We start from the raw sequence: 23,605 nt of genomic DNA on the forward strand, positions 1-23,605 counted from the left end.
CAAGGGGCCTGCGGGCCCCTTGGTTTTGGCAGGGGCTTTGGTTAGCATGCGCCCCATCACTCCCGTTTCGGAACCCCATCATGGCTTCACTGCACTACAAATTTGCCACCATGAACTCAGGCAAATCGACCCAGCTCATCCAGGCCCACTTCAACTATCTGGAGCGTGGCATGTATCCGCTGGCCATGACGCCCGCCATCGACGATCGCTTCGGTGCCGGCGTCATCAGTGCCAGGGTCGGTCTTGAGCTGAAAGTGGAGGTGTTCAGCGATAGCTGCGATCTCTTCGAGATGGTCAAGGCGCGCCACGCAAAGCGGCACATCGATGTCTTCATCGTTGACGAGGCGCAGTTCCTGACCCGTGAGCAGGTCTACCAGCTCGCCCGCATCGTCGACGAGCAGGACATTCCGGTGATTGCCTATGGTCTCAAGACTGATTTTCGCGGTGAACTGTTCCCCGGCTCCTACCACCTGCTCTGTCTGGCGGACAAGTTCGAAGAGCTAAAAAGCATCTGCTGGTGCGGCAACAAGGCCCACATGAACTCGCGGGTCAACGAGGCGGGGCAGGTGATGCGCGACGGTGAGCAGGTGGAGATCGGCGGCAACGATCGCTATGTGTCGCTCTGCCGCAAGCACTATCTGGAAGGGCGGGCCTTCAAGTAACCCGTGGCTGGCTCGTGCAGCCTGGACACCAAAGAGGGCGCCCATCTGGCGCCCTCTTTGTCAGTGGGAGTCAGTCGATCTCGATGTCGACGGGGGCGATGATGGGGTCGGCCGCCGGGAGGCGGTGGAAGAGCTGGCGAAAATGCTGCTGTACCCGGCCTATGTCCACCAGGGACATGCCGGAGGCGAAGCCGAACCAGACGTAGAGCCCTGTGAGGTCGCGAAACATGGGAGGGAGATAGCGAGGAGCGTCGATGAGCCCCTCCAGATAGTGCTGATAGAGCACGGGGATGTCGTCCAGGGTCACCTTGCCGACGAACAGCATGGGCAGGATCTCCGGCACTCCCTCCAGCACGGCGCTGCGAATGAAGTTCACCGTCTCCACATAGCCTTTCACATAGGAGAGATCCTTGGTAAAGCAGGCGCCCCCCTCGACCATGCCACCGCGAAACACCCGCTGGGTGATCTTGTAGGCGTCGTGCTCGCTGGCCCCCTTGGCCACGAAGTGGCGGAACACCTCGATGAAATCGGCGCCACGCTCCGCCATGTCGATGGCCATGACCCGATCCGAGATGCGCTTGGCCCTGTCCGGGAAGGAGCTGAACGTGAGGGTCTCGATGAGTACTGCCAACCCCTCCTGACAGGCGGTGATGCGGGGCGAGCCGGCGCCGAGCCAGGTGGCGTAAGATTGCTGGCGGCCGTTGAGGGTGGTGCCGACGTGAACCCAGCCTTCGTGTACCTCCAGCACCTGCAGATCGAGTTCCGAGAAACGGGCGTGGGAGTTGAGCTTGATGTAATCCCCCCCGGCGGCGGCATCGGAGACGATGCCATCGCTGAGCTTGACCTGGACTGTGCCGTCGCTGAAGTAGCTCGACAGCTTGCCTTGCAACCTCGCCACCGCGGCTTCCCCCTCGAACTCCTTGGGGTAGGGGCGCACCAGATGGCGGGCGCCGGGCAGGGAGAAGATGTCGCACAATCTGGCGCCCAGCTCCTTCAGGGTCTTGCGATCCCCGCGCAGGTGATCGCTTGCCGAGCCGTAGAGCCGCTGACTGTAGCGCTGGAAGTCAGGCTGCCCGCGCTGGCGCAGCATCTCGATGACCACCATGTACTGATCCACCGTCTCTTGCAGGATCCGGCCGAGATCGTCCTGAGGGCCGAGGCGCCGGCGGATCCTGTCCCTCAACTCCTTGAGCTCAAGGTACTTGTTGCGGGGATCGAACCCCAGGGGGAGGGATTCATAGAAATGCCTGTCGATGGCGGGCAGTGCCTTGCCGCCACTTGCCAGAAAGTCGCTTTGCAGGTGACGGGGCCATTTGATGGCATCCAGGATGCGGATGGGTTTTTGCAGGGCGAGCAGTTCATCCGAGAGGGATTTGAGGTGCAGGCGATACTTTTCTTGGATGGTCATCGGGCTCTTTGGAGGCGAGTGCGCTACGAGAATGGCTGAGTATAGGCACAGGGCCTGTCAAAAAGAAGCGAGACGACGGGGATCCGGCCTGTGTGCTTTTGGTTGTCTGAAAATTGGTTTAGACTGCGCCCCTTGATCTCTACCGTGTCGTGAAAATGATGAATATCCCCAGCTCTGAAATGATAATGCGTTGGTTGCAACAGGCCCGGATCGAGCACTATGTGTGCGATCAGTGTCATGGCATCCACATGGTCTCCCTGCAGTCCGTCGAGGGCATCCAGGAGAGCCGGATCTTCGTGGAAGAGGAAGGGCTGCTGTTCTCATCCGAGCTGGAGGTGCGCCCCTCATCGCTGCTGCCCCTGGTGGCCGAACTGGGTCGTCTCAACATGCAATATCCGTCCCTCAAGGTGTTCCTCGACATCATCGATGACAACCTGCCACGCCTCGTTGTGGGTCACACCGTCTTTACCAAGGCGGGTCTCACCGTCGAGCAGTTCCTGCTGTTCGTTGAAAGCACCACGGCAGCCACCCATGAAGTGGTTTCCGAATGTGAACGCCTTGGCTTCCTCAATCTGCCGGAAATCCAGGTCGCACCGGAATCCGTTCACTGACTTCAGCACCTGAACTGTGCGTTTAATGTGCGAACGGTTCGCTGCGGCTAAAAAGCCGTTGACGGCGGCGGGGCTTTCCCCTAAATTACGCCCCGTTCCAGCGCAACGGCGTAGCGAACATCGTGTTGGCTGAACACGTTAAACCACAGACAAAAATTTGGTGCGGTATCCGAGAGGCTGCCCACCGACGAAGTCGGCAAGATGCACGCACAGCGTGCTCCGAAAACCACTTCAAGCAGTAAAAATTTGGTGAGGTGTCCGAGTGGCTGAAGGAGCACGCCTGGAAAGTGTGTATACGGCAACGTATCGAGGGTTCGAATCCCTCCCTCACCGCCAAATAAAACAAAAGGCCCCGTCGCAAGACGGGGCCTTTTGTTTTTCCGGTAGCCGGCAATCTGGTCTCTACCCGGTATCGACAGGCGGGTGGACTAGCCCGCTTGGACAGCCGAAGGCTGCCCGCAGGGCGAGCGCCAGGGATGGTGCGAGTCAATCCCGACCCAGCACCAAATTAGAAAAACCGACCTCAGGGTCGGTTTTTTGCTTTCTGAGCCAGCCATACACCCCCTTATTCCCGTCACGGCGTTATCTCTTCAGCTTGGGGATATAGGGGACATTTCTGTACTTGTACTCCCGGGGCAGCCCTTAGTCGACAGGCAGCTCATCCGTTGCCATCTCATAGGCATCAAATTGCTCGGCAGGGATCGCCACGCGGCCCGGTTTCACAAACAGGGTCGCGATGGAAGGTGCGTTCAGCAATGACGACAAGATGGAATCCCTGGCGTCTACCCCTTCCTGCAATACAGTGAGCTGGACTACCGACAGTACGCCGTCCTCATGAGCCATTTCGAGGCGTACGGCGGCACCGTGATCGCGGCACCATGCGCTCAGGCGCCTTGGGGGGAAGCGTACAAATACGCTCACCCTCTGCTGGCATCGCGGGACTTGCTGATCCCATGGAGGGGTTGCTCACCGATAACCTGATATTGCGTTCCACTAATAGACATAATGACATTCGCTAAAAATTTAGGCTCCATACAGAGCCTAAATATTCCTTCTCTCATCGAAGCCATGGGCAGATACGCGAAAATCTTGCCGGCGTGATTGTGATAGTAATCACAGTTCGAGCGTTTGGATTTATCCTTCCTCGACCGGGTCACTCCTTTTGTTACACTGCGTGACATCATCCTGAATAAGGACGCGGTTGCGCTCGGTGAATTACCATGTTTAATAATCAGTTGGTCTCAACATTAAATGCCTTCGAGTTCAAGGTATATAACTATGTAATAAAGAACCATCAGACGGTTATCTATATGACGGTCAGGGAATTGGCCGAAGCCTGTGATGTGTCGACCGCCACCATATTGCGATTTTGCAAGAAGATGAATTGCAGCGGTTATGCGGAATTCAAAGCCTATCTAAAAATGAATGCCGAGAAGCGCGGCGAAATATCGCTGCCACACGGTGCCAACGAGTTCCTCTCTTTTTTCAAGAGCATCAACAATGACGAATTCGACGCCTTGATCGCGAGCGCCGCCGAGCAGATCGCGGGGGCCGAGCGGGTGATCTTCGTGGGGGCGGGCAGCTCGGGCACGCTGGGGCGCTACGGGGCGCGCTTCTTCTCCAACATCGGCAAGTTCAGCAACCACATCGATGATCCCTACTACCCGGTCAACACCGACATGTACAAACAGGCGGTGGCGATCGTGCTCTCGGTCTCCGGGGAGACCACCGAGATAATCAAGTTGGCGAAGCAGTTCCTGTTTCATCACTGCAAGCTCATCACTATTACCAGCAATAATAAATCCACCCTGGCCCAGATGGCGGATTTCAATATTTCATATCATGCGGCCAGGCTGGTGGTCGACAATGAATATGATATTACCACCCAGGTGCCGGTGATTTATATCATAGAATCCATCGGTCGCCAGTTGGCAAACAAGATAAGTGCCGAGGTGTCACAGGGTGTGTCTTTTATGTAACAAGTAACAAAGCGGGTATTTTGTTATATCGTGACAAGGATGAATGCTTTCCCTACCATCGATTCACAACATTTGAATTGTTTCGATATTAATTAATAAATGGCAGGGAAGGATCATTATGGCAATTAACTATGCGGACTCGGCGAAACAGATCGTCGAGTTGATTGGTGGTGACAGCAACGTCATCAGCGTCACCCACTGTGCCACCCGGCTGCGGTTTGTCCTAAAAGCGATGGGACGGGTCGACAAGGAGGTGTTGAAACGGGTGCAAGGGGTCATCACCGTCATCGAGTCCAGCGGTCAGCTGCAGGTGGTGATCGGCAACCACGTCGGGGATGCCTATCGGGAAGTGCAAAAACGGGTGCAGATCGACGAAAACGCCGTGGTCGACGCCCCCAAGGTGGGTATGGTCAACCACCTGATGGACATCATCTCCAGCATCTTCGCCCCCTTCCTCTACCCACTGGCCGCCTGCGGCGTGTTGCAGGGGCTCATCTCCTTCTTCGCCGCCATCGGCTGGATGGACTCCGCCAGCGGCACCTTCCGCATCCTCAACTTCGTCTCCTGGACCGGCTTTACCTTCCTGCCGGTGATGGTCGCCTTCACCGCGGCCAAGAAGTTCAACGTGAACCCCTTCACCGCCGTGATCGCCGCCTGCGCCTTGGTGTCGCCCGATTACATGAACATGCTGACCGCGAACAAAATCATCCTGGCAAACTCCGCGGATCCGGAGGTGCAAGCGCTGATGCAGTCGGCGATGGAGAACCCGGCCATCAACGAGGCCATCGTCAACTTGGTGGGGGTTCCCCTTAACAGCGCGCCGCTCAGCTTCCTCGGTCTGCCGGTGCAGTACCTGAGCTACACGGCCTCGGTGATCCCCATCATCCTGATGGTGTGGGCCATGTCCTATGTGCAGCGCTTCTTCGAGCGGATCCTGCCGGTGGTGGTGCGCAACCTCTTCACTCCCATGTTCTGCCTCGCCATCATGGTGCCCCTGACCCTGCTGGCCTTCGGCCCCATCGGCAACCTCATCGGCGGCGCCATCGGTGGCATCTACAACACCCTCTATCACCTGAGCCCGTCCATCGCCGGCTTCGTGGTGGGGGCTGTCTGGACACCCCTGGTGACCCTCGGCGTGCACTGGGGCATCACCCCGGTGACGGTGGGCAACTACGCCACTCTGGGCTATGACACCTTTACCGGCCTGCAAGCCTCCGCCGTGTTCGGCATCGCCGGCGCCGTGTTCGGGGTCTACTTCAAGGCCAAGGATCCCGAGCTGAAAAGCGTGACCCTCTCGGCCGGCGTGACCGCCCTGTTTGGCATCACCGAACCCGCCATCTACGGGGTGGCCCTGCGCTTCAAACGCCCGCTCATCTGCGGCTGCCTGGCCGGTGCCATCGGTGGTACGGTCGCGGGAGCCTTCAACGCGGTCTCCTGGAGTTACTGCATCCCCGGCATCGCCGTGCTGCCGGTGTTCTTCAAAGAGGGCCACATGGCGCAGTTCCTGGGCTTCCTGCTCTCCATCGGCGTGGCCTTTACCCTGGGCGTCATCTTCTCCTGGATGGCGGGCTTTCAGACCGATGCCGAAATAAGCCAACCCCAGCCGCTGACATCCAAAGCCGTATAAGGAGCGACAAGTCATGAACAACGCATTACCGAAAGACTTTCTGTGGGGGGGGGCGGTCGCCGCCCACCAGGTAGAAGGGGGCTGGGATCAGGGCGGCAAGGGGCTCAGCATCGTCGATGTGCTCACCAGCGGCGCCCACGGGGTGGAGCGCGTCATCACCGACAAGATTGAGGCCGGTCATCGCTACGCCAACCACGAGGCGGTGGATTTCTACCACCGCTACAGAGACGACATCGCACTGTTTGCCGAGATGGGTTTCAAGTGTTTTCGCACCTCCATCGCCTGGTCTCGCATCTTCCCGCTGGGGGATGAGGCCGAGCCGAACGAGGCGGGGCTGCGTTTTTATGACGACATGTTCGACGAGCTGCTGCGCCACGGCATCGAGCCCGTCATCACGCTCTCCCACTTCGAGATGCCGAACCACCTGGTGACCCAATACGGCGGCTGGAAGAGCCGCACCGTGCTGGACTGCTTCGTGCGCTTTAGCGAGGTGGTGCTGCGCCGCTACCAGCACAAGGTCAAATACTGGATGACCTTCAACGAGATCAACAACCAGCGCAACTGGAAGGTGCCGCTGTTTGGCTACTGCTGCTCCGGGGTCATCTACAACCAGGAGCCGAACCCGGAAGAGTGTATGTACCAGGTGCTGCACCATCAGTTCGTGGCGAGCGCCAAGGTGGTCAGTCTGGGCCATGAGATCAACCCGGGCTTGCAGATCGGCTGCATGCTGGCCATGGTGCCCCTCTACCCCTACTCCTGCCACCCGGACGATGTGATGTATGCGGAAATCGCCATGCGCGAGCGCTTCCTGTTCGGGGACGTTCACATGCGCGGCCATTACCCCGCCTATATCCGCAAGGAATGGCAACGCAAGGGCTATGAGATTGTCATGGAAGCGGGGGATGAGGAGACGCTGCGGGCGGGCTGCGCCGATTACATTGGGCTGAGCTACTACATGAGCAACGCGGTGCGGGCCCACGGCGCCGGCACGGGCACCGCCTTGTCGGGCTTCGAGGGCAGTGTGCCAAATCCCCATGTGCAGGCCTCCGAGTGGGGCTGGCAAATCGACCCCGTCGGGCTGCGTTACACCCTGAACCTGCTCTATGGCCGCTACGAGAAGCCGCTGTTTATCGTCGAGAACGGCTTCGGGGCGCGGGATCAGAAAGATGAGCGAGGGGAGATAGATGACGATTATCGCATCGCTTACTTGCGCGCCCATATCGAGCAGATGAAGCTTGCCATCGTCGAGGACGGGGTGGATGTCATGGGCTACACCCCCTGGGGATGTCTCGACTGCGTCTCCTTCACCACAGGGGAATACAGCAAGCGCTACGGCTTTATCCACGTGGATAAAAACGATGACGGCAGCGGCAGCTTTGCGCGCAGCAAGAAGCGCAGCTTCGACTGGTATCGCCAGGTCATCGCCAGCAACGGTGAGACACTATAACTGGGTGATTCAATATGCTGCCTTGATTAAATAAAACCTGTTATTGATACCGCAAAGTGCCATTTAACTATGTGGCTATGCAGGTTTTTTAATATCAAGGCAGTGTAATATCTTTCCGTGACAAGGCTGGTGTGACATGTCGACACTGAGTTGTCGAGCCGTGGATCCCGCCCTTATCCGCAATAAGAAAAACCGACCTGATGGTCGTTTTTTGTTTTGGCTGTTCTGCCTGGTACCGCTCAGACGCTGCCTGAGTTTGCCATCCCCCTCGGATTTTGTCTGCCAGCCAGCGCGGTGAGCCCATGTGCCTTATTTCACCGCTATTTCACTACTTCCAGCACCGGCATCGGGTACTTGCCTTCGCGAATGGCTTTGTTCGGCCCATACAGCCGCATGATGATGTAGGCATCCTTCTCCGGAATGGGCAGCCAGTTCGGGTTGCTGGCATCCCCCTTGGCACTGAGCTCTATGGTGTACATACCATCCGGGCCCGGCTTGAGGGTGCGATCCCCACGGCTGTGGCGGTTGATGGTGTTATGGGCCATCAGCTTGTTATCCGTGCCGTAGACGGTGAAGGACCAGAACTGGCTGACCTCGGGCGCCTTGAAATGCATGCGGTATTGCTTGCCGTTGGCGCCGTTGATGCTCTGGCCATCGGATCCCTTGAGTGCCTGTAGATAGACGGACTCTTCCGGCGGTAGTCCCCATTGTCCGATCAGGGTGCCTTCGGCGAACAGATCGCGCTTCTGGTTTTGAAGCTCAGCCCGGGTGCCGAGCAGCCCTTCCGAGCTGGTCATCTTGGGCAGGAGCGCGTTGAGATAGGCCAAGCCCTGTTTCTCGCCTTGCTTCGCCGCGGCCATTTGCGCCGCGCTCAGCTTGGTGTTGCAGGGCGCGAGGCCCGTCTCCTTGTACTGCGCCAGCCAGTGCTTGTCGGCGGTGCCCATGTCCCCCTGACACAGCACGAAGTTGACCCGCTGCAACCAGTTGGTGCTCGCCGGATCCGGCCACTGGTGCTCGGTGGCTTTGGGCCCAGGCTGGCCGAGATAGGCCGACAGGGTGCGCACGTTCCAGTCATCCATGTAGCCAAGGGCGACCTTCTCGTCGTCCTTGCTGGTGGCCATGATGCGGCCCATCACTTTGAGGATGTCGGAGTCGATGCGGATCACCTCGGTGACGCTGGCCGGCGTCTCGCCTTTCCAGCTACGGGAGGCAAACATGAAGTGACCCCCCTTGGTGCCGTGGGTGCGGGAGCCGATCATCGAGGTGGTGTAATGGCCCATGTCCATGGTGTGCAGGATCCAGTAACGGCCCTTGTCCATGTCCGGCACGCTGATGATCACCGGCTCCGCACTGAGATCCAGCCAGCCTTGCAGGTGCAGGGTATCGTTGTTGATGCCCGGGTGTTCGGTATCGTCCGCCAGGTGGCGAATGTTCTGGAAGCGGTTCAGCGGGGTGCCGGTCTTGATCGCCGTTTCATAGAAGAACTTGTAGGCTTCCTCCATGGAATAGCCGTAGATATAGGCATCTTGTGCCATTTTATCAGTGATTTGTGCCATGGCAGGCATGGCTGCGATACATAACACTGCCGCAAGGGATAGCTTTCTCATAAGTGCTCCACTCCTGTTCATGGTTTATGCGCGCTCGAAATCCGCCAGCTTGAAGGTCTTGTGGTTTAATTCGTCGGTCGGGCCATAGAAACGCATGGCCGGCAGCGGGCGTTTGCCACTGGTCGGGATCCAGTTGTTTTCCTTGCCTGGCGGGGCGGTCGGGCCCACGTAGAGGGTGATGCTGCCGTCCGGATTCTTGGCCATCTTGTCGAGATCGTAGGAGGAGAGGGTGGTGCGCCCGCTCTCGCTGTAGATAAAGGACATGGTGTCGCGGTTGTAGACCGTCAGTGCCCAGAACTGCTTGACCGGCATCTTGGCCGGGATGGTGAGCTTGTAGAGCTGACCGGCTTCCAGCAGTTTGCCGTTGTTGTCCGCGAGGCACATCAGGTACTGGGTGGCCGGGGTATCGCTCAGCGCCTTGGGCATATAGGTACACCAGAAGTACTCGGCGGCGCGATTGATGAGGTCGATGCGATCCTCATAAGTGAAGGTGAAGGTCTTGTTGTCATCGCTCTGCAAGAGGGAGGCGTAGTGCCGATCAGGCCAGTAGCGTTTCTCCTTCGGGAAATTGTCATACCAATGCTGCATGTAGAACCAGGCATCGATGGCCGCCTGGCGCATCGCCTTGCGGGTTTTCTCATCCGGGTTGAATGAGGTGCCGCGACCTATGCCAAGGGAGGTGAGCATCCCCATCATCACCTTGTCCTGCTCGCGCACGGGTTCGACGCTGGCCACTGCATGCAGATCCGCGAAGTGACGCTCGTCGTAGTAGGGCAGGGTCGGGTAGCGCTTGTTGCCCGGATCGACGAAGCGCTGGGTCGGCGGATTGCTCGCCTCGGAGAGAGAGTACATGCGCAGGCGCTTGGAGTAGTGATAGGCATCGTTCGTCGACTTGCCGGGCGCTGGCACAGAGCGAAAGGCAAACGCCACGCGATAATTCGGGGAAGGAACATGCAGATAGCCGGCCGGGATCGGCTCGCTGTAGCCGGGGGGCGTCAGCAAAAACGTGCCGCCCTTGCCTTGGTCGAGCCCCGCCGGGCCCACATCCGCTATGGTGAATTGCCAGGCATCGACAATCTGCCCATACAGGCTGCCATCCGGGCCCGCAGCGGGCACTTCCAGCACGGTGGGGCCGTGTTGCAAGTCGGTGAAGGCCGTGATGTAGGGGGTGGTGCTGTTGGCCGTGATGGCCTCGAGATGCGGGGTGGCAGGCTTGGCATAGGCGATGATGTCGTTGTCTTTGAGACCCAGATTGTCGAAGGCGGCGCGCCGGAAGCTGTAGATGGCGACCGCCGGCATGTTCCACAAGACAGCCTCGAAGGCCCGCTGGTACTTGATCTGGTACTCAAAGTCTTCGACCGAGCTGACGGAGCCCGCTGGCGGCAGGCCCTGCTGGGGTATTTCCTGGTTTCCCGGGGCTGGGGGCATTGGCCATCTCCCCTTGCGGGTTGGTCGATGGCAGCACTCAAAGGGGAGGGATGGGACTCCCCTTTAGCATCGATAAAAAAGCCCGGTAGTGATACCGGGCTTGGTGGTCGAGCAGTGCTTTAGCCTCAGGCGAGGTCGAAGCGATCCAGATTCATCACCTTGGTCCAGGCCGCCACGAAGTCCTTCACGAACTTCTCCTTGGCATCCGCACTGGCGTAGACCTCCGCCAGGGCGCGCAGCTGGGAGTTGGAACCGAACACCAGATCGACCCGGGTTCCGGTCCACTTCACCTTGCCGCTCTGGCGATCACGGCCTTCATAGACTCCCTGGCTGCCCGCCTCCGGCTTCCACTCCGTGCCCATGTCGAGCAGGTTGACGAAGAAGTCGTTGGAGAGGGTACCCGGGGCGGCGGTAAAGACCCCGTGGCAGTTGCCCGCGTTGGTGCCGAGCACCCGCATGCCGCCCACCAGTACCGTCATCTCGGGGGCACTCAGGGTGAGCAGCTGCGCCTTGTCGATCAGCATGGTCTCCGCGAAGCCCGCGCACTCGCCCGCGTAGTTGCGAAATCCATCTGCGAGGGGCTCGAGCACCGCGAAGGAGTCCACATCGGTCTGGGCCTGGGAGGCATCCATCCGGCCCGGAGTGAAGGGCACGGTCACGGCGACACCGGCTCTCTTCGCGGCCTGCTCGACCCCCACGCTGCCCGCCAGCACGATGAGATCGGCGAGGGAGACCCGCTTGCCGCCGGTGGCTGAGGCGTTGAAGGCCTGCTGTATCCCGTCGAGGGCCTGAAGCACTTTCGCAAGCTGGGCAGGCTGGTTCACGGCCCACTCCTTCTGCGGGGCCAGGCGGATGCGGGCACCGTTGGCGCCACCGCGTTTGTCAGAGCCACGGAAGGTGGACGCGGAAGCCCAGGCGGTCGACACCAGCTCGGCCACGGACAGGGAGGCCGCCAGGATCTTCTCCTTGAGCAGGGCCACGTCCTTGTCATCGATCAGGGGATGATTGACGGCGGGGATGGGGTCTTGCCAGATCAGCTCCTCTTTGGGTACCTCCGGCCCCAGGTAGCGGGCGATGGGGCCCATGTCACGGTGGGTCAGCTTGAACCAGGCGCGGGCGAAGGCATCGGCGAAGGCCTGCGGATCCTCGTAGAAGTGGCGGGAGATCTTGCCAAACTCGGGGTCAAAGCGCAGGGTCAGGTCGGTAGTGAGCATGGTCGGCTTGTGGAACTTGCCCGGGATGTGCGCATCGGGAATGATCTCCGGGGCATCCTTGGCCACCCACTGCTTGGCGCCGGCTGGCGACTTGGTCAGCTCCCACTCGTAGTTGAACAGGTTTTCAAAGAAGTTGTTGCTCCACAGGGCCGGTGTCTTGGTCCAGGTCACTTCGAGCCCGCTCGAGACGGTATCCTTGCCATGGCCGCTGCCGTAGTCGCTCATCCAGCCGAGGCCCTGGGCCTCCAGAGGCGCGGCTTCCGGCTCTGGCCCCTTGTGGGATTCGGGCGCGGCGCCGTGGGCCTTGCCGAAGGTGTGGCCGCCGGCGATAAGGGCGACCGTCTCTTCATCGTTCATGGCCATGCGACCGAAGGTGGAACGGATGTCCTTGGCCGCCTCCATGTAGTCACCGCTGGCGTTGGGCCCTTCCGGGTTGACGTAGATGAGGCCCATGTGGGTGGCACCGAAGGGGGCCGTAAGCTCGCGATCGCCCTTGACCCGATCGGGATCGACCCCGAGCCAGGCAATTTCATCCCCCCAGTTGACGTCCTGATCCGGCTCCCACACGTCGGGCCGCCCACCGCCAAAGCCGAAGGTGCGAAAACCCATGGTCTCCAGGGCGACGTTGCCGGCGAGGATCAGCAGATCGGCCCAGGAGATCTTGTTGCCGTATTTCTGCTTGATGGGCCAGAGCAGGCGACGGGACTTGTCGATGTTGACGTTGTCAGGCCAGCTGTTGAGGGGGGCGAAGCGCTGTTGGCCACGGCCGCCGCCACCACGACCGTCGGTGGTGCGATAGGTGCCCGCAGCATGCCAGGTCATGCGGATGAACTGGGGGCCGTAGTGACCGAAGTCCGCCGGCCACCACTCCTGGGAATCCGTCATCAGCTTGACCAGATCTTTCTTGAGTGCTTTGTAATCCAGGCTGGCGAAGGCCTTGGCGTAGTCAAAGTCCTTGTCCATGGGATCGGCGCCGGGGGAATGCTGATGCAGCAGATCCAGCCGCAACTGGTTCGGCCACCAATCTCGATTGGTTCTGCCGACGCCGGCGGTGTGGTTGAAGGGGCATTTGCTTTCTTCACTCATCTCTGTCTCTCCTTGGCAGTCATGTGCAATGCAGACAACTCAGTATGGGAACTTTTCCTGCAACCGGCGGGGCATGTGACAGGTTGGGCCTTGGACCGGCATCGGGGGGTTATCAATAACTCCTTATATTTCAGCTAATTGATTAAGGATGGGATGACCGTATTACGAAAAGATGAATCGGTGCCATCGAATTTGGCTGCTCCTGGACAAGGGATAAGAGAAGGAAGGAGCGCCCTGGCAGCCGTGTTATCAATCTTTTTATCCATAACACGAGGGATCAGACCTGGACTTGCGCTGGGTCATGGCATGAGGAGGGCTTGTCTTGAACGGGGCAGAAAACCCCATTTTTGTGACGGCGGTCCGGACTGCATCCTGAGCAGGGCACCGAGCGCCAGAGGATGGGGTGGGGGCGTTGCGCCAAAAAGCGGGCGGCGCAGAAACAAAAAGACCGGCCAGTGGCCGGTCCAAACAGACAGCGTGCTGCTGTCTCATCAGGCTGATCCCAGCCTGGAGGGGAATAATGGGGTGGCTGATGGGGCTCGAACCCACGACAACCGGAATCACAATCCGGGACTCTACCAACTGAGCTACAGCCACCACTGAAATCTGCCTTCGATACAGCAATCAAACTCATCAGTATCGATGGCGCGCCCTGCAGGATTCGAACCTGCGACCCACGGCTTAGAAGGCCGTTGCTCTATCCGACTGAGCTAAGGGCGCGTTGTATCAAGAAATCCGGGGATTTCCCGATGAACCTGGTCGGTGATAAAGGATTCGAACCTTTGACCCTCTGGTCCCAAACCAGATGCGCTACCGGGCTGCGCTAATCACCGAAAATTCGCCATCCAGCATACCTTCGGCGGCACCACTGGGCAACGGGCGGGCATCATACCCAAGCGCCAAAGTCAGCGTCAACGACTTTTTCCGCCAGTAAATTCAAGTGCCTACTTATTGCCCTCCCTGCGAGAGCCGCTAACACCCGCGCCAAAAAAATGCGACAATGCGCCGCAGTTGAACACATGGTGAGTGAAGAACGATGTCTGCCAAAATCATTGATGGAAAACAGGTTGCGCAAACGATTCGCAATCAGGTCGCCGCGCAAGTCCAACAGCGGTTGGCGCAGGGGAAACGGGCACCGGGTCTGGCGGTGATCCTGGTGGGGCTGGATCCGGCCTCCCAAGTCTATGTGGGCAGCAAACGTCGCGCTTGTGAAGAGGTGGGATTTGTCTCCCGCTCCTATGACCTCAGCGCCACGGCGACACAAGCGGAGCTGCTGTCCCTGATCGACCAGCTCAACGAGGATCCGGAAGTGGACGGCATCCTGGTGCAGTTGCCCTTGCCGGCCCACTGCGATACCACCCAGGTGCTGGAGCGCATTCGTCCCGACAAGGACGTTGATGGCTTCCATCCCTACAACGTGGGTCGTCTGGCCCAGCGCATCCCGGCGCTGCGACCCTGTACCCCCAAGGGGATCATGACCCTGATCGAGACCACAGGCGTCAAGACCCACGGTCTGCATGCGGTGGTGGTCGGGGCTTCCAACATCGTGGGGCGCCCCATGACGCTGGAGCTGCTGCTGGCCGGTTGCACCACCACCACCTGTCACCGCTTCACCCAGGATCTGGAGACCCAGGTGCGCCGGGCCGACTTGCTGGTCGTGGCGGTGGGCAAGCCCAACTTCATTCCGGGGGAGTGGGTCAAACCCGGTGCCCTGGTGATCGACGTGGGCATCAACCGCCTTGCGGACGGCTCCCTGGTGGGAGATGTGGAGTATGAGACCGCGCGCAATCACGCCGCCTTCATCACGCCGGTACCGGGGGGAGTAGGCCCCATGACGGTCGCCAGCCTGATGGAGAACACCCTGAGCGCCTGCCAGGATTACCACGACGCCTGATGAGGGCGCCGGGCAGAAAAGAGAAAGGGAAGGCATTGCCTTCCCTTTTTTTATTGCGTCACTCCCCCGGATCGCTACTGGATATCAGAGGAGGGCCAGGGCAGCGGCCAGATCGGCAATCAGATCGTCGGCGTCTTCCACCCCGATGCTGAAGCGGATGAGATCGTCATTGACTCCGGCGGCGAGGCGGCTCGCCTCGTCCATGGCGGCGTGGGTGGTGCTGGCCGGATGGCAGGCGAGACTCTCGAGATCGCCGAGGCTCACCGCCTGCACGAAGAGTTGCAGGTTGTCGAGCAGGGTGGCGCAGCGCTCAAACCCGCCTTCCAGCTCGATGCTCACCATGCCGCCAAAGCCGCTGGCGAAGGCGCCGAGGGCATCGTGGCCCGGATGGCTGGCAAGGCCCGGGTAGATCACCTTCTTCACCGCCGGGTGGGCATCCAGGAACTCGGCCACCTTCTGGGCGTTGTGCAGGTGGGCATCCATGCGCAGGGGCAGGGTCTTGACCCCCCGTTGCAGCAGGTAGGCCTCCTGCGGGCCGATGGGGGAGCCGATGTGCTTGAGGGCCACGGTGCGAATCGACTTCATCAGCGCGTGAGAGCCCGCCACCACCCCGGCGATGATGTCGCCGTGACCGCCCAGGTACTTGGTGCCGCTGTGCATGACGATGTCGATGCCAAGCTCGAGCGGGCGCAGCAGATAGGGGGTGAGGAAGGTGTTGTCACACACCGTGATGGCACCCACCTTGCGGGCCGCCTCCACCACCACCCGCGGATCCACCACCTTGAGGGTGGGGTTGGTCAGGGTTTCAAAGAGTACCACCTTGGTGGCGGGGCGGATGTTGGCCAACAGCGCCTGATCGCTCTCGTAGGCGGTGATCTTGATGCCGGCGCGGCTGAAGGTCTGCTTGAGGAAGGCATCGGTGCCGCCGTAGAGGGGGCCGATATAGGCCACTTCATCACCGCTGTCGGCCAGGGCATACATGATGGCACTCACCGCCGCCATGCCGCTGGCCACCACCAGTGCCTCATCTGCACCTTCGAGGGCTGCCAGCTTCTGCTCCAGTTCGGCGGTGGTAGGGTTGCCAAAGCGGCTGTAGATGAAGCCGGGAGCTTGACCTGCGAAGCGCTCCTTGCCCGCCTGGGCGTTGAAGTAGCTGAAGGTGCTGCTCTGGTAGAGCGGGGTGGTGAGGGCGCCGGTCTGGGGATCGATCCGCTGGCCGCTGTGCACGCTCATGGTCTTGAATTTCATTTTTGTACTCCGTCATTGCCAGGCTGTTGCCCGACTGCTTGTGTTATCCGGGGCGCCGTCGCGCCCCTTTTCTCATGTGGTGTGGCGGTGTTGTCAGGCTAGCGCTGGCTCGCGCTGCGGCTCGCCTGCATAGTGGCGGGCCGCCACATCCGGGTGGGAGCGCAGCCTCCCCTTGAGCACGTTTTCCCCCACCTGATAAAAGAGCGGGTTGGCGGGATCGCTCTGGGGCCCTTCGGCCAGTGCCGCCAGTTCGGGGGAGAGGCTAAGCAGTGGCACAGTCGCATCCAGCCTTGCCGCCATGAAGAAGGCGCAGGAGAGGCGCGATACCCCGGGAGGGGGGCTCACCACCCGGTGCAGGGTGGCCTTGAGGTAGCCGTCGGACGCGAGCTCCAGCAGCTCGCCGATGTTGACCACCAGGGCGCCCGGCAGGGGGGGCGCGGGGATCCAGCCATCTGCCGTCTCCACCTCGAGCCCGGAGTGATCGTCCTGCATCACCAGGGTCAGGTAGCCGGGATCCTTGTGGGCACCTACCCCCTGACCACTGCTGCCTTCCGGTTGTCCGGGGTAGTGAATGAGCTTCATGTGCTGGTAGGGGGCACCGCGAATGCTCTCGTCAAATACGCCGGCGGGCTGCCCCAGCACCTCTGCGAAGGCGTCCAGCAGGGTGAGGGTGATGTCGCTCAGTCGATCCTGCCATGCCAGCAGCCGTGTCTTCATCTCGGGCAGGGCGGCGGGCCACTGATTGGGGCCGATGAGGCGCTGCCAGGGTTCACGAATGTGCGCCACAGGCAGGGCCTGCGCCTCGTTCATGATATCGAACTGCTCCCGCAGATCCGGCCGTGCCCGGGTGAGCTCTGCCCCCACCTGGTTGTAGCCGCGAAAGTGGGGGGAGTGGACCATCTGCACCGCCCGTTTTTCTTCAAGTGGCAGGGCGAAGAAGCGGGCGGCGAGCGCCAGGGTCTCCTGGCGCGCCGATTCGCTCAGATCATGGCCCACCAGATAGAAAAAGCCCACTTCGCGGGCGGCCTGGCCAAGCTGCGCCAGCATCTGGCTGCGTGCAGCCGGGGTGCCCTTGAGGGCGGCGAGATCGATGATCGGCAATGATGGGGTGGTCATGGGCATCTCCTCACTTTCCGTGAACGGGGTCTGCGTGCCCCGGCGTGCGGGGTGTTGCGAAACCGGGGCGCACTCTTCTTGAGTGGCGCCGTTTGGGTTGAGGGTGATGCTACTGTTCGAGGTTATAAGGTGGAAGCAACAAAATATTCTTAGTTATATACAAAATTCGAAATGGAATTCGGACTTGAGCGAATGGAACGAGCAACGGGCGGCTCAGATGGCGATCTGCCGTACCGGGTGAGGGCGACATTGGCGTGACGGGATAGACGCGGGAGAGAAAATACGGAGGGAGGCATCCGCCTCCCTCCGTGTGACTGTCATGGAAAGGGTTGCTGGCGCACCTTTCCTCAATAACCCAGGGTGAAATGCTGGCGCAGGTGAGCCGGTGCTTGCGCCTCGTTCAGCACCCCGTCCGCCAGATCGCCGACCGTGATCCCGGCGGGCTGCTCGCCGCTGAACAGCACCTGATCCGTGCCAAGGCGGTAACCGCCGCGCTTCTCGCCGGGTTCGAGGAACACCGGTGGGGAGACGAAACGCCAGTCGAGGGTGGTTTCCCGGCGAAGGGAGATGAGACCGTCCCGGGCCGCGAGGGCCCCTTGCTTCCACTCTGCCGGGAACTCCGGGGTGTCCACCAGCTGCACGCCCGGGGCGATTTCCAGACTGCCGGCACCGCCGACCACCAGCAGCCAGCTGTTGGCCGCGACGGCGGCGGCCACGATGGCGCTGGCCCCCTTGAGGTACTGATCGTAGATGTCCGGGGCACTCCAGCCCGGGTTGTAGGCACTGATCACCCGATCGTGCCCCTTGAGCACCCTGGCCAGTGCCTGGCTGTCCTGGGCGTCCACCGCCACGGCGGTGACTTGCGGGTGAGCGGTGACCTTGCTCACGTCACGCACGATGGCGGTGACCTGATGACCGCGGCTGACGGCCTCCTGGAGGATGGCTGAACCGACAAAACCGCTGGCACCGATGAGGGCAATCTTCATGGGAATTCTCCTTCACTGTGGGAATGGGGCTATCCTACGCCCCCGAGTGTGATTTAATAATCCACTTAAAATTGCATTCACTTATAAGCAGGGCTTCATAATGGATCAGCTCAGACGCTACGCCATCTTCGCGGCCGTGGTGGAGGCGGGCAGCATGACCGGTGCCGCCAAGGCCCTCGGCATGACCCCGTCCGCCGTCAGCCAGCATATCAGTCAACTGGAGAGCCAGCTCGGCCTGCCCCTGCTGCACCGCTCCACCCGCCGCCTCAGCCTGACCGAAGCGGGGGAGGTGGTGTGGCAGGGGTGCCAGTCGTTGCAGCAGACCCTGAACGACACCGAGCTGCGCCTCTCGGAGGTGCGCGACAGCCTGCTCGGAGAAGTGCGGATCACCGCGCCGGTGGGGATGGCGGGCCAGCCCCTGGCGCGGGCGCTCTCGCCGCTGCTGCAGGCGCACCCCGGCCTGGGCATCCAGATCATCGCCGACGACGAGAAGCGGGATCTCATCAAGGATCGCATCGACGTGGCGCTGCGGGTCGGCACGCTTGAAGATTCCACCCTGGTGGCGCGCAGACTGGGTCAGACCCGGATGCTGCTGTGTGCCTCGCCCGCCTATCTGGCACGCAAGGGCACGCCGCGCAGCCCGGCGGATCTGCTGGCCCACGACTGGCTGGCCTCGGACATGCTGGGGGGCGGGATACTGCTGCTGGACGAGAAGGGGGAGGCTCACAAGGTCAAGCCCAAGCCCAGGGTGCTGTGCAACAACGTCTTGCCTCTGCGCCAGTTTACCCTGGCAGGGCAGGGGATTTCGCTGCAACCGGAAGGTGAAATAGAAGAAGATCTCGCCACCGGTCGGTTGCTCGTGCTGCTGCCGGGCTTTTTGGCCCCTCCCATGGAGATCCATGCCATCACCCCCCAGCGGGAGATCCCGGAGAAGGTGCGGCGGGTGATCAGCGCCCTTCGCAGCCACTTTGCCGAGCATGGCCAGAGCCGTCTACCCTGAGCGGGGCGGGATGAATAGCCAGGCGGTGCGCCGGCCTTGCGGTCGGCGCGACACCCCTGTTTAATGTGGCCCTCCCGGGCCAGAGCGCCCTCTGCTGGCGTGGTCTCAAGCGCATCATGACACCGACTTCTCCCCACCCACTCCGTGAGCCGGCACCCGAGGCGCGCGCCCACCTCACCCGCATCGAGCGAGTGCTCGACTACATCCATGCCAATCTGGATCAGCCGCTCTCCCTGGAGGCGCTGGCCCGGCAGAGCTGCTGGTCCCGCTGGCAGTTGCAACGGGTATTCCTGCATGAGACGGGCCAGACGGTGGCTCACTATGTGCGCGAGCTGAAGCTGAGCATGGCGGCGGAGGCGCTGCTCTCCACCCGGCTGCGGGTGCTGGATGTGGCGCTGGATCACGGGTTTGGCTCCGAAGTGAGTTTCAGCCGCGCCTTCAAGCAGCAATTTGGCTGCTCGCCGCTGGCGTATCGCAAGCGGGGCCTGCGGCTGGGGTTGCGCACGCCCCTGGTGCGGGCGGCGGTCCCCCGCTCTGCCTCTCCCAACCTGGTGCAGGTGCGCATAGAGAGCCTGCCGGCGTTCACCTTGCAGGGAGTCAGTGGCACGATCCGGGGGTTGTTCGATGCCTCACCGGATTTTCAGCAGACGGTGCCCGCCATCTGGCGAGCGCTGCGCGAGACGGGGGCGCTGGACCTGTCGAGGGAATGGCTGGGGGTGGTGGATGTGTCGGGGGCAGGGGAGCGGCTGCCTTACTGGGCCGGAGTGGCCACGACGGCGCCTACGCCCCCCGGCCTGTCGAGTCTCAACGTGCCGGCTCAGGAGTATGCCGTGCTCACCCACAAAGGACCCATTGCCCAGCTGGGGGAGAGCCTGCACTGGTTCATCCTGCACTGGCTGCCGGAGTCGGCATACCGGGGGCTGGACGGTTTCGAGCTGGAGCGCTATGCCCCCGGCTTTGACGGCCAGCAGCCCGACGCCACCATGGAGTACTGGCTGCCCGTCGCCCCCCGTTAGGGAAGGAGGCTCACCCCGGCATGGAGCCGCGATGGCTCCGGGCGTGTGGCGCTGGCCAGGAGATCAGTGAACTGGGCCGGTGGCAGCGGCTTGGCGAAGTAGAAGCCCTGCAGGTAGTCGATGCCATAGTGGCGTGCCAACTCGACCTGCTCCTGGGTCTCCACCCCCTCGGCGACCAGAGCCAGCCCCATGCGATGGGCGAGATCCAGGATGTTTTCGACGATATGGCGGGAGGGGCCTTCCTCTTTCATTCCCTTGATAAAGCTGCGATCGATTTTGATGATGTCCACATGGAACATCTGCAGATAGCAGAGGCTGGAGTGGCCGGTGCCAAAGTCATCGATGGCGATGAGCACGCCCAGCTCGTCCAGGGCATCGAAGATGGCGCGGGTCTGCTCGTCCGCATCCACCATCTCCCGCTCCGTCACCTCGAGCACCAGACGCAGATCCTGGCCCGGGAAGGCGCGAAGAAAGTCGCGGCACTCGGCGACGATGTCCTGGTCTTTGAAGTGCTGGGCGCAGACATTGACGGCGACGTGAAAGCCGGGGGGCAGCCTGTTGGCCACCCCGACCAGATAATCCCGGGTCTGGGCCATCAACTGGCGGGTCATGGGTACTATGTAGCCGCACTCCTCCGCGAGGGGAATGAAGTGGTTGGGGGCAATCATCCCTTGTGTGGGATGACGCCAGCGCATCAGCACTTCACAACCGCGCAGGCGCCCCTGCCTGTCCATCACGGGTTGCAGATAAGGGATGAACTCCCGGGCCGCCATGGCTCTGGCGAGCTCGCTGCGGGGGGAGCCGCTGCGCCCCCTCAGATAGAAGGTGAGCAGCCCCAGCAACAGCGCCAGCACAGGGGCGGCAAGCAGGTTCTCCTGGTTGTACGCCCAGGCAAACGCCAGCACTTCCTTGTAACCGTTGAGCGCCACCAGGCGATAGGGATGAGCGGTGGGCTCGCTCTGTTGCAGACGTTGTCCCCCTTCCAGCAGGCGGGCTGCTGGCAGGGTCCTGCCGTGGCCATCGAGAGCCTGGTCCCCGAGGAGGAAGAAGAGGTTGTCCTCTCCCATCACGGCCTGCAAGGCGCCGAAGATGTGGAAGCCGTCCAGCTCCACCAGCAGGGTGCGATCGCCGGATGGCTGACGGTAGAGGATGGCGGTCTGCCCGGTGATGGGGCTGTGTCTGGCGAGGATCAGCGTCTGGTTGCCCGCCGGGCCACGGGGAATATCCCGGGTGAGGATGGGCCTGTGCAGGGTGGTACAGCGCAGTTGCTGCCCCTCCAGCACATAGAGTGCCCGCGCATAGGGGGAGGCGGTGATGAGGTCGCGCAGGGCCAGTTGCTCATCCTGACAGCGACCCATGGCGAGGGGGCGGGCGGCCTCGACCAGGGACTGACTGTCGTTGATGGCACTCTCTATCATGGCCCTAGCATGGTTCAGGCTGCGCGCGTTGTCCTTGCGAAGGCCGCTGGCCGCTTGCAGAAGGTTGAGGGCGGTGAGGCCGACCAGCAAGAGGAGCCCGAGCACGATGGCCAGATGCAGACGCGGTGCCAGGGGATCAGTCGGCATGGTGCACCCGATTCTTGCCGGCATCCTTGGCCTGATAGAGCGCCTGATCGACCCGCGCCAGCAGTTGCTCGGCGGACTCCTGTCGCCACAGTCCCAGCCCGGCAGAGAAGGTCACCACCAGTTCCGGTTCGCGCCATGGCCGCTGTGCCACCTGGGTGCGCCACTGTTCAATCAGCCTCCGTGCTCTGACGCTGTCATCCCCGGGAATGATGATGGCCAGCTCCTCGCCGCCGTAGCGGTAGAGGGTGGCTTCCTGGCCTGCAATCAGCCGCCCTTCTCGGGCCACCGCCCGCAGGACCTCGTCACCGACCGGGTGGCCGTGGGTGTCATTGATGGATTTGAAGTTGTCCAGATCGATCAACCCCAGGCAGAAAGGGCGGCCGGCGATCAGCTGGTCGTCGAGTGCCTTGTCAAAGCAGCGGCGATTGAACAGGCCCGTCAGGGCATCCGTGTTGGACGCCGCTACGGCTTCCAGCATCTGGCGATGGCCGTTCTGGATCTCCTGGCGCAACTGATCCCCCGGTTTGCCCGCGTGGATGCGTCCGGTGCGCATCAGGGCGATGATCTCGAAGATCATCTTGCTGAGCACATGACGCAAGGACCACCAGCAGAGCAGGCAGATCAGCATGCAGCCCACCAGGGTGATCAGGAGCTGGTGGGACTCGCTGCTGCTTACCTCCTTGAACCTGGCATTGCTGACGGCATAGATGACGAACCAGTCCGGGTTGGAGAAGGAGTGGTAGTAGAAGTGGGTCTGGCACTTTGCATCGAAGAGGTGGTCGGCGCCGTTGGTCATCTGCTCGATGAGACGGCGGTCCACGCGATGGCGAAACAGGTTCCCCACATCCGAATGCAGCAGGATGTCACCTGCCCGATCGACCAGGTAGAACTCCCCCTTGAGAGGGCTCATGAGCTGGCGCAGGGGATAGCTCATCTGCTCGAGATCCACGTTCATGGCCAGGGTGCCGAGGAAGACCCCCTCCTTGTCGAGCAGGGGGCGGGAGACGGAGACGCTGCGGCTCTTGTCATCGAACTTGCTGGTGTAGTGGTCGGTGTAGTGCACGAAGAGGGTTCGCACGGCGGCCGCGAGAAACCAGGGGCGCTCCCTGGCATCAAAGTGCTCCCCGACGGGCAGATGGGGGACGGAGTTGAACCGCCCCTGTGGATCGGCGAGCAGGATGCTCTTCACATAGGGGGGTGAGCGCCAACGTTTGCATCAGGGAGAGGCCAAGTGGCGTGTTGCCCTCATTGAGGAAGGCATCCAGGCCTGATTCATCGATGACACTGCCCGTTTCGTTGAGGACATGCTCCAGTGATTTGAACTGTGGCTCGATGGACTGGGTCGCCATGTTGTGCACGAACATGGCCGCCACCTTGTGATACTTGCGCTCGGCAGAGGTTTTGATGCTGACACTGACGGCCATCAGGGCGACAAGCAGGGTCAGGACGATGACTCCGAAGGTGACGTTGAGCTGGGTATCGCAGTGCAGGTTTTGGTAGGCGGTCTCATGCATAGGCGTGTGCTGATGGCTTGGTATTGTCTCAATCAGGGCTGATAAAAGGGTGGGCATGCTATCGCCTCATTTATCAATAGCGATTGACCAGGATCAACAAGGGGAGGGAGAACGCGACCATACTTGTCCGATGAGTGTGAATATGGGGGTAAAAATGCTGCCATGTTCTGAATATGTGATGGTTACTTGCTAAATTG

At 61.3% G+C, this 23,605-nt stretch carries 19 protein-coding genes and 4 tRNA genes; 9 read left to right on the top strand and 14 right to left on the bottom strand.

The features are described 5' to 3' along the window. The first annotated feature begins 80 nt into the window (after window positions 1–80). Window positions 81–662 carry a thymidine kinase gene (locus ACB037_RS14360; protein WP_010674989.1) on the top strand — a complete coding sequence of 194 codons (582 nt, stop codon included), beginning with the start codon at window positions 81–83 and terminating at the stop codon, window positions 660–662. A 70-nt stretch (window positions 663–732) separates the two neighbouring features. On the opposite strand, the gene ACB037_RS14365 is transcribed toward ACB037_RS14360, so the two are convergent. Then, the gene (locus tag ACB037_RS14365; RefSeq protein WP_010674988.1) at window positions 733–2,070 is read right to left on the bottom strand and encodes a flavohemoglobin expression-modulating QEGLA motif protein; all 1,338 of its coding nucleotides are present in this window, start codon (window positions 2,068–2,070) and stop codon (window positions 733–735) included. A 155-nt stretch (window positions 2,071–2,225) separates the two neighbouring features. Here ACB037_RS14365 and ACB037_RS14370 point away from each other — a divergent pair, with 155 nt between their 5' ends. Continuing rightward, window positions 2,226–2,681, top strand: coding sequence for a YbjN domain-containing protein (locus tag ACB037_RS14370; protein ID WP_160839247.1), 456 nt, complete (start codon window positions 2,226–2,228; stop codon window positions 2,679–2,681). A gap of 248 nt (window positions 2,682–2,929) precedes the next feature. Next, a tRNA-Ser gene (locus ACB037_RS14375) sits at window positions 2,930–3,017 on the top strand. Window positions 3,018–3,323: 306 nt separating this feature from the next. On the opposite strand, the gene ACB037_RS14380 is transcribed toward ACB037_RS14375, so the two are convergent. Beyond that, the gene (locus tag ACB037_RS14380; RefSeq protein ID WP_371175465.1) at window positions 3,324–3,602 is read right to left on the bottom strand and encodes a hypothetical protein; all 279 of its coding nucleotides are present in this window, start codon (window positions 3,600–3,602) and stop codon (window positions 3,324–3,326) included. Window positions 3,603–3,901: 299 nt separating this feature from the next. Between ACB037_RS14380 and ACB037_RS14385 the strand changes: the two genes are divergently transcribed. The 3 genes from ACB037_RS14385 to ACB037_RS14395 all read left to right on the top strand — a co-directional run bounded on the left by ACB037_RS14385 (window position 3,902) and on the right by ACB037_RS14395 (window position 7,734). Beyond that, on the top strand, window positions 3,902–4,660 hold the full coding sequence (locus tag ACB037_RS14385; RefSeq protein ID WP_029314645.1) for a MurR/RpiR family transcriptional regulator: 759 nt from the start codon (window positions 3,902–3,904) through the stop codon (window positions 4,658–4,660). Window positions 4,661–4,778: 118 nt separating this feature from the next. After that, complete coding sequence (locus ACB037_RS14390) at window positions 4,779–6,287, top strand: PTS transporter subunit EIIC (RefSeq protein ID WP_371175466.1); 1,509 nt, start codon at window positions 4,779–4,781, stop codon at window positions 6,285–6,287. A gap of 13 nt (window positions 6,288–6,300) precedes the next feature. Continuing rightward, entirely contained in the window at window positions 6,301–7,734 is a 1,434-nt protein-coding gene (locus ACB037_RS14395; RefSeq protein ID WP_371175467.1) for a 6-phospho-beta-glucosidase, read from the top strand. Window positions 7,735–8,054: 320 nt separating this feature from the next. Here ACB037_RS14395 and ACB037_RS14400 read toward each other — a convergent pair whose 3' ends face one another. The 6 genes from ACB037_RS14400 to ACB037_RS14425 all read right to left on the bottom strand — a co-directional run bounded on the left by ACB037_RS14400 (window position 8,055) and on the right by ACB037_RS14425 (window position 13,902). Beyond that, a complete protein-coding gene (locus tag ACB037_RS14400; RefSeq protein ID WP_371175468.1) occupies window positions 8,055–9,269 on the bottom strand; it encodes a DUF1254 domain-containing protein in 1,215 nt (404 codons plus the stop codon). A 96-nt stretch (window positions 9,270–9,365) separates the two neighbouring features. Further along, a complete protein-coding gene (locus tag ACB037_RS14405; RefSeq protein WP_371175469.1) occupies window positions 9,366–10,769 on the bottom strand; it encodes a DUF1254 domain-containing protein in 1,404 nt (467 codons plus the stop codon). A gap of 125 nt (window positions 10,770–10,894) precedes the next feature. Next, the gene (katG, locus tag ACB037_RS14410) at window positions 10,895–13,069 is read right to left on the bottom strand and encodes a catalase/peroxidase HPI (protein ID WP_371175470.1); all 2,175 of its coding nucleotides are present in this window, start codon (window positions 13,067–13,069) and stop codon (window positions 10,895–10,897) included. Between the two features lie 521 nt (window positions 13,070–13,590). After that, window positions 13,591–13,666 (bottom strand) — tRNA-His (locus ACB037_RS14415). Between the two features lie 46 nt (window positions 13,667–13,712). Beyond that, window positions 13,713–13,789: transfer RNA gene (locus tag ACB037_RS14420), tRNA-Arg, on the bottom strand. 36 nt (window positions 13,790–13,825) lie between these two features. Further along, window positions 13,826–13,902, bottom strand: a tRNA-Pro gene (locus ACB037_RS14425). A 203-nt stretch (window positions 13,903–14,105) separates the two neighbouring features. Between ACB037_RS14425 and folD the strand changes: the two genes are divergently transcribed. Next, window positions 14,106–14,963: a bifunctional methylenetetrahydrofolate dehydrogenase/methenyltetrahydrofolate cyclohydrolase FolD gene (gene folD, locus ACB037_RS14430; protein ID WP_010674955.1), complete on the top strand. Its 858-nt coding sequence runs from the start codon at window positions 14,106–14,108 to the stop codon at window positions 14,961–14,963. Between the two features lie 84 nt (window positions 14,964–15,047). Here the strand turns inward: folD and ACB037_RS14435 are convergent, their stop codons facing one another. From ACB037_RS14435 to ACB037_RS14445, 3 genes are all read right to left on the bottom strand, one after another. Further along, on the bottom strand, window positions 15,048–16,211 hold the full coding sequence (locus ACB037_RS14435) for a PLP-dependent aspartate aminotransferase family protein (RefSeq protein ID WP_039041267.1): 1,164 nt from the start codon (window positions 16,209–16,211) through the stop codon (window positions 15,048–15,050). 93 nt (window positions 16,212–16,304) lie between these two features. Then, window positions 16,305–17,327, bottom strand: a complete 1,023-nt coding sequence (locus ACB037_RS14440) for an isopenicillin N synthase family oxygenase (RefSeq protein WP_139737991.1) — start codon at window positions 17,325–17,327, stop codon at window positions 16,305–16,307. Between the two features lie 347 nt (window positions 17,328–17,674). Then, window positions 17,675–18,313 carry an NAD(P)-dependent oxidoreductase gene (locus ACB037_RS14445; protein ID WP_371175471.1) on the bottom strand — a complete coding sequence of 213 codons (639 nt, stop codon included), beginning with the start codon at window positions 18,311–18,313 and terminating at the stop codon, window positions 17,675–17,677. A gap of 100 nt (window positions 18,314–18,413) precedes the next feature. Here ACB037_RS14445 and ACB037_RS14450 point away from each other — a divergent pair, with 100 nt between their 5' ends. Together ACB037_RS14450 and ACB037_RS14455 are read left to right on the top strand one after the other, a co-directional pair. After that, window positions 18,414–19,313, top strand: coding sequence for a LysR family transcriptional regulator (locus ACB037_RS14450; RefSeq protein WP_103858843.1), 900 nt, complete (start codon window positions 18,414–18,416; stop codon window positions 19,311–19,313). A 116-nt stretch (window positions 19,314–19,429) separates the two neighbouring features. Continuing rightward, on the top strand, window positions 19,430–20,329 hold the full coding sequence (locus ACB037_RS14455) for an AraC family transcriptional regulator (protein ID WP_128343616.1): 900 nt from the start codon (window positions 19,430–19,432) through the stop codon (window positions 20,327–20,329). Here the strand turns inward: ACB037_RS14455 and ACB037_RS14460 are convergent. Genes ACB037_RS14460 through ACB037_RS14470 form a run of 3 tightly spaced genes read right to left on the bottom strand, consistent with a single transcriptional unit; the run spans window position 20,326 to window position 23,465 of the window. Further along, on the bottom strand, window positions 20,326–21,894 hold the full coding sequence (locus ACB037_RS14460; RefSeq protein WP_371175472.1) for an EAL domain-containing protein: 1,569 nt from the start codon (window positions 21,892–21,894) through the stop codon (window positions 20,326–20,328). The genes ACB037_RS14455 and ACB037_RS14460 overlap by 4 nt on opposite strands. Then, entirely contained in the window at window positions 21,884–23,083 is a 1,200-nt protein-coding gene (locus ACB037_RS14465; protein WP_371175473.1) for a diguanylate cyclase domain-containing protein, read from the bottom strand. The genes ACB037_RS14460 and ACB037_RS14465 overlap by 11 nt, the downstream gene beginning before the upstream one ends. After that, complete coding sequence (locus ACB037_RS14470; protein WP_371175474.1) at window positions 23,007–23,465, bottom strand: hypothetical protein; 459 nt, start codon at window positions 23,463–23,465, stop codon at window positions 23,007–23,009. The genes ACB037_RS14465 and ACB037_RS14470 overlap by 77 nt, the downstream gene beginning before the upstream one ends. Window positions 23,466–23,605 lie beyond the last annotated feature (140 nt).

Source organism: Aeromonas sp. S19(2024) (assembly GCF_041402625.1).
Taxonomy (GTDB): domain Bacteria; phylum Pseudomonadota; class Gammaproteobacteria; order Enterobacterales; family Aeromonadaceae; genus Aeromonas; species Aeromonas caviae.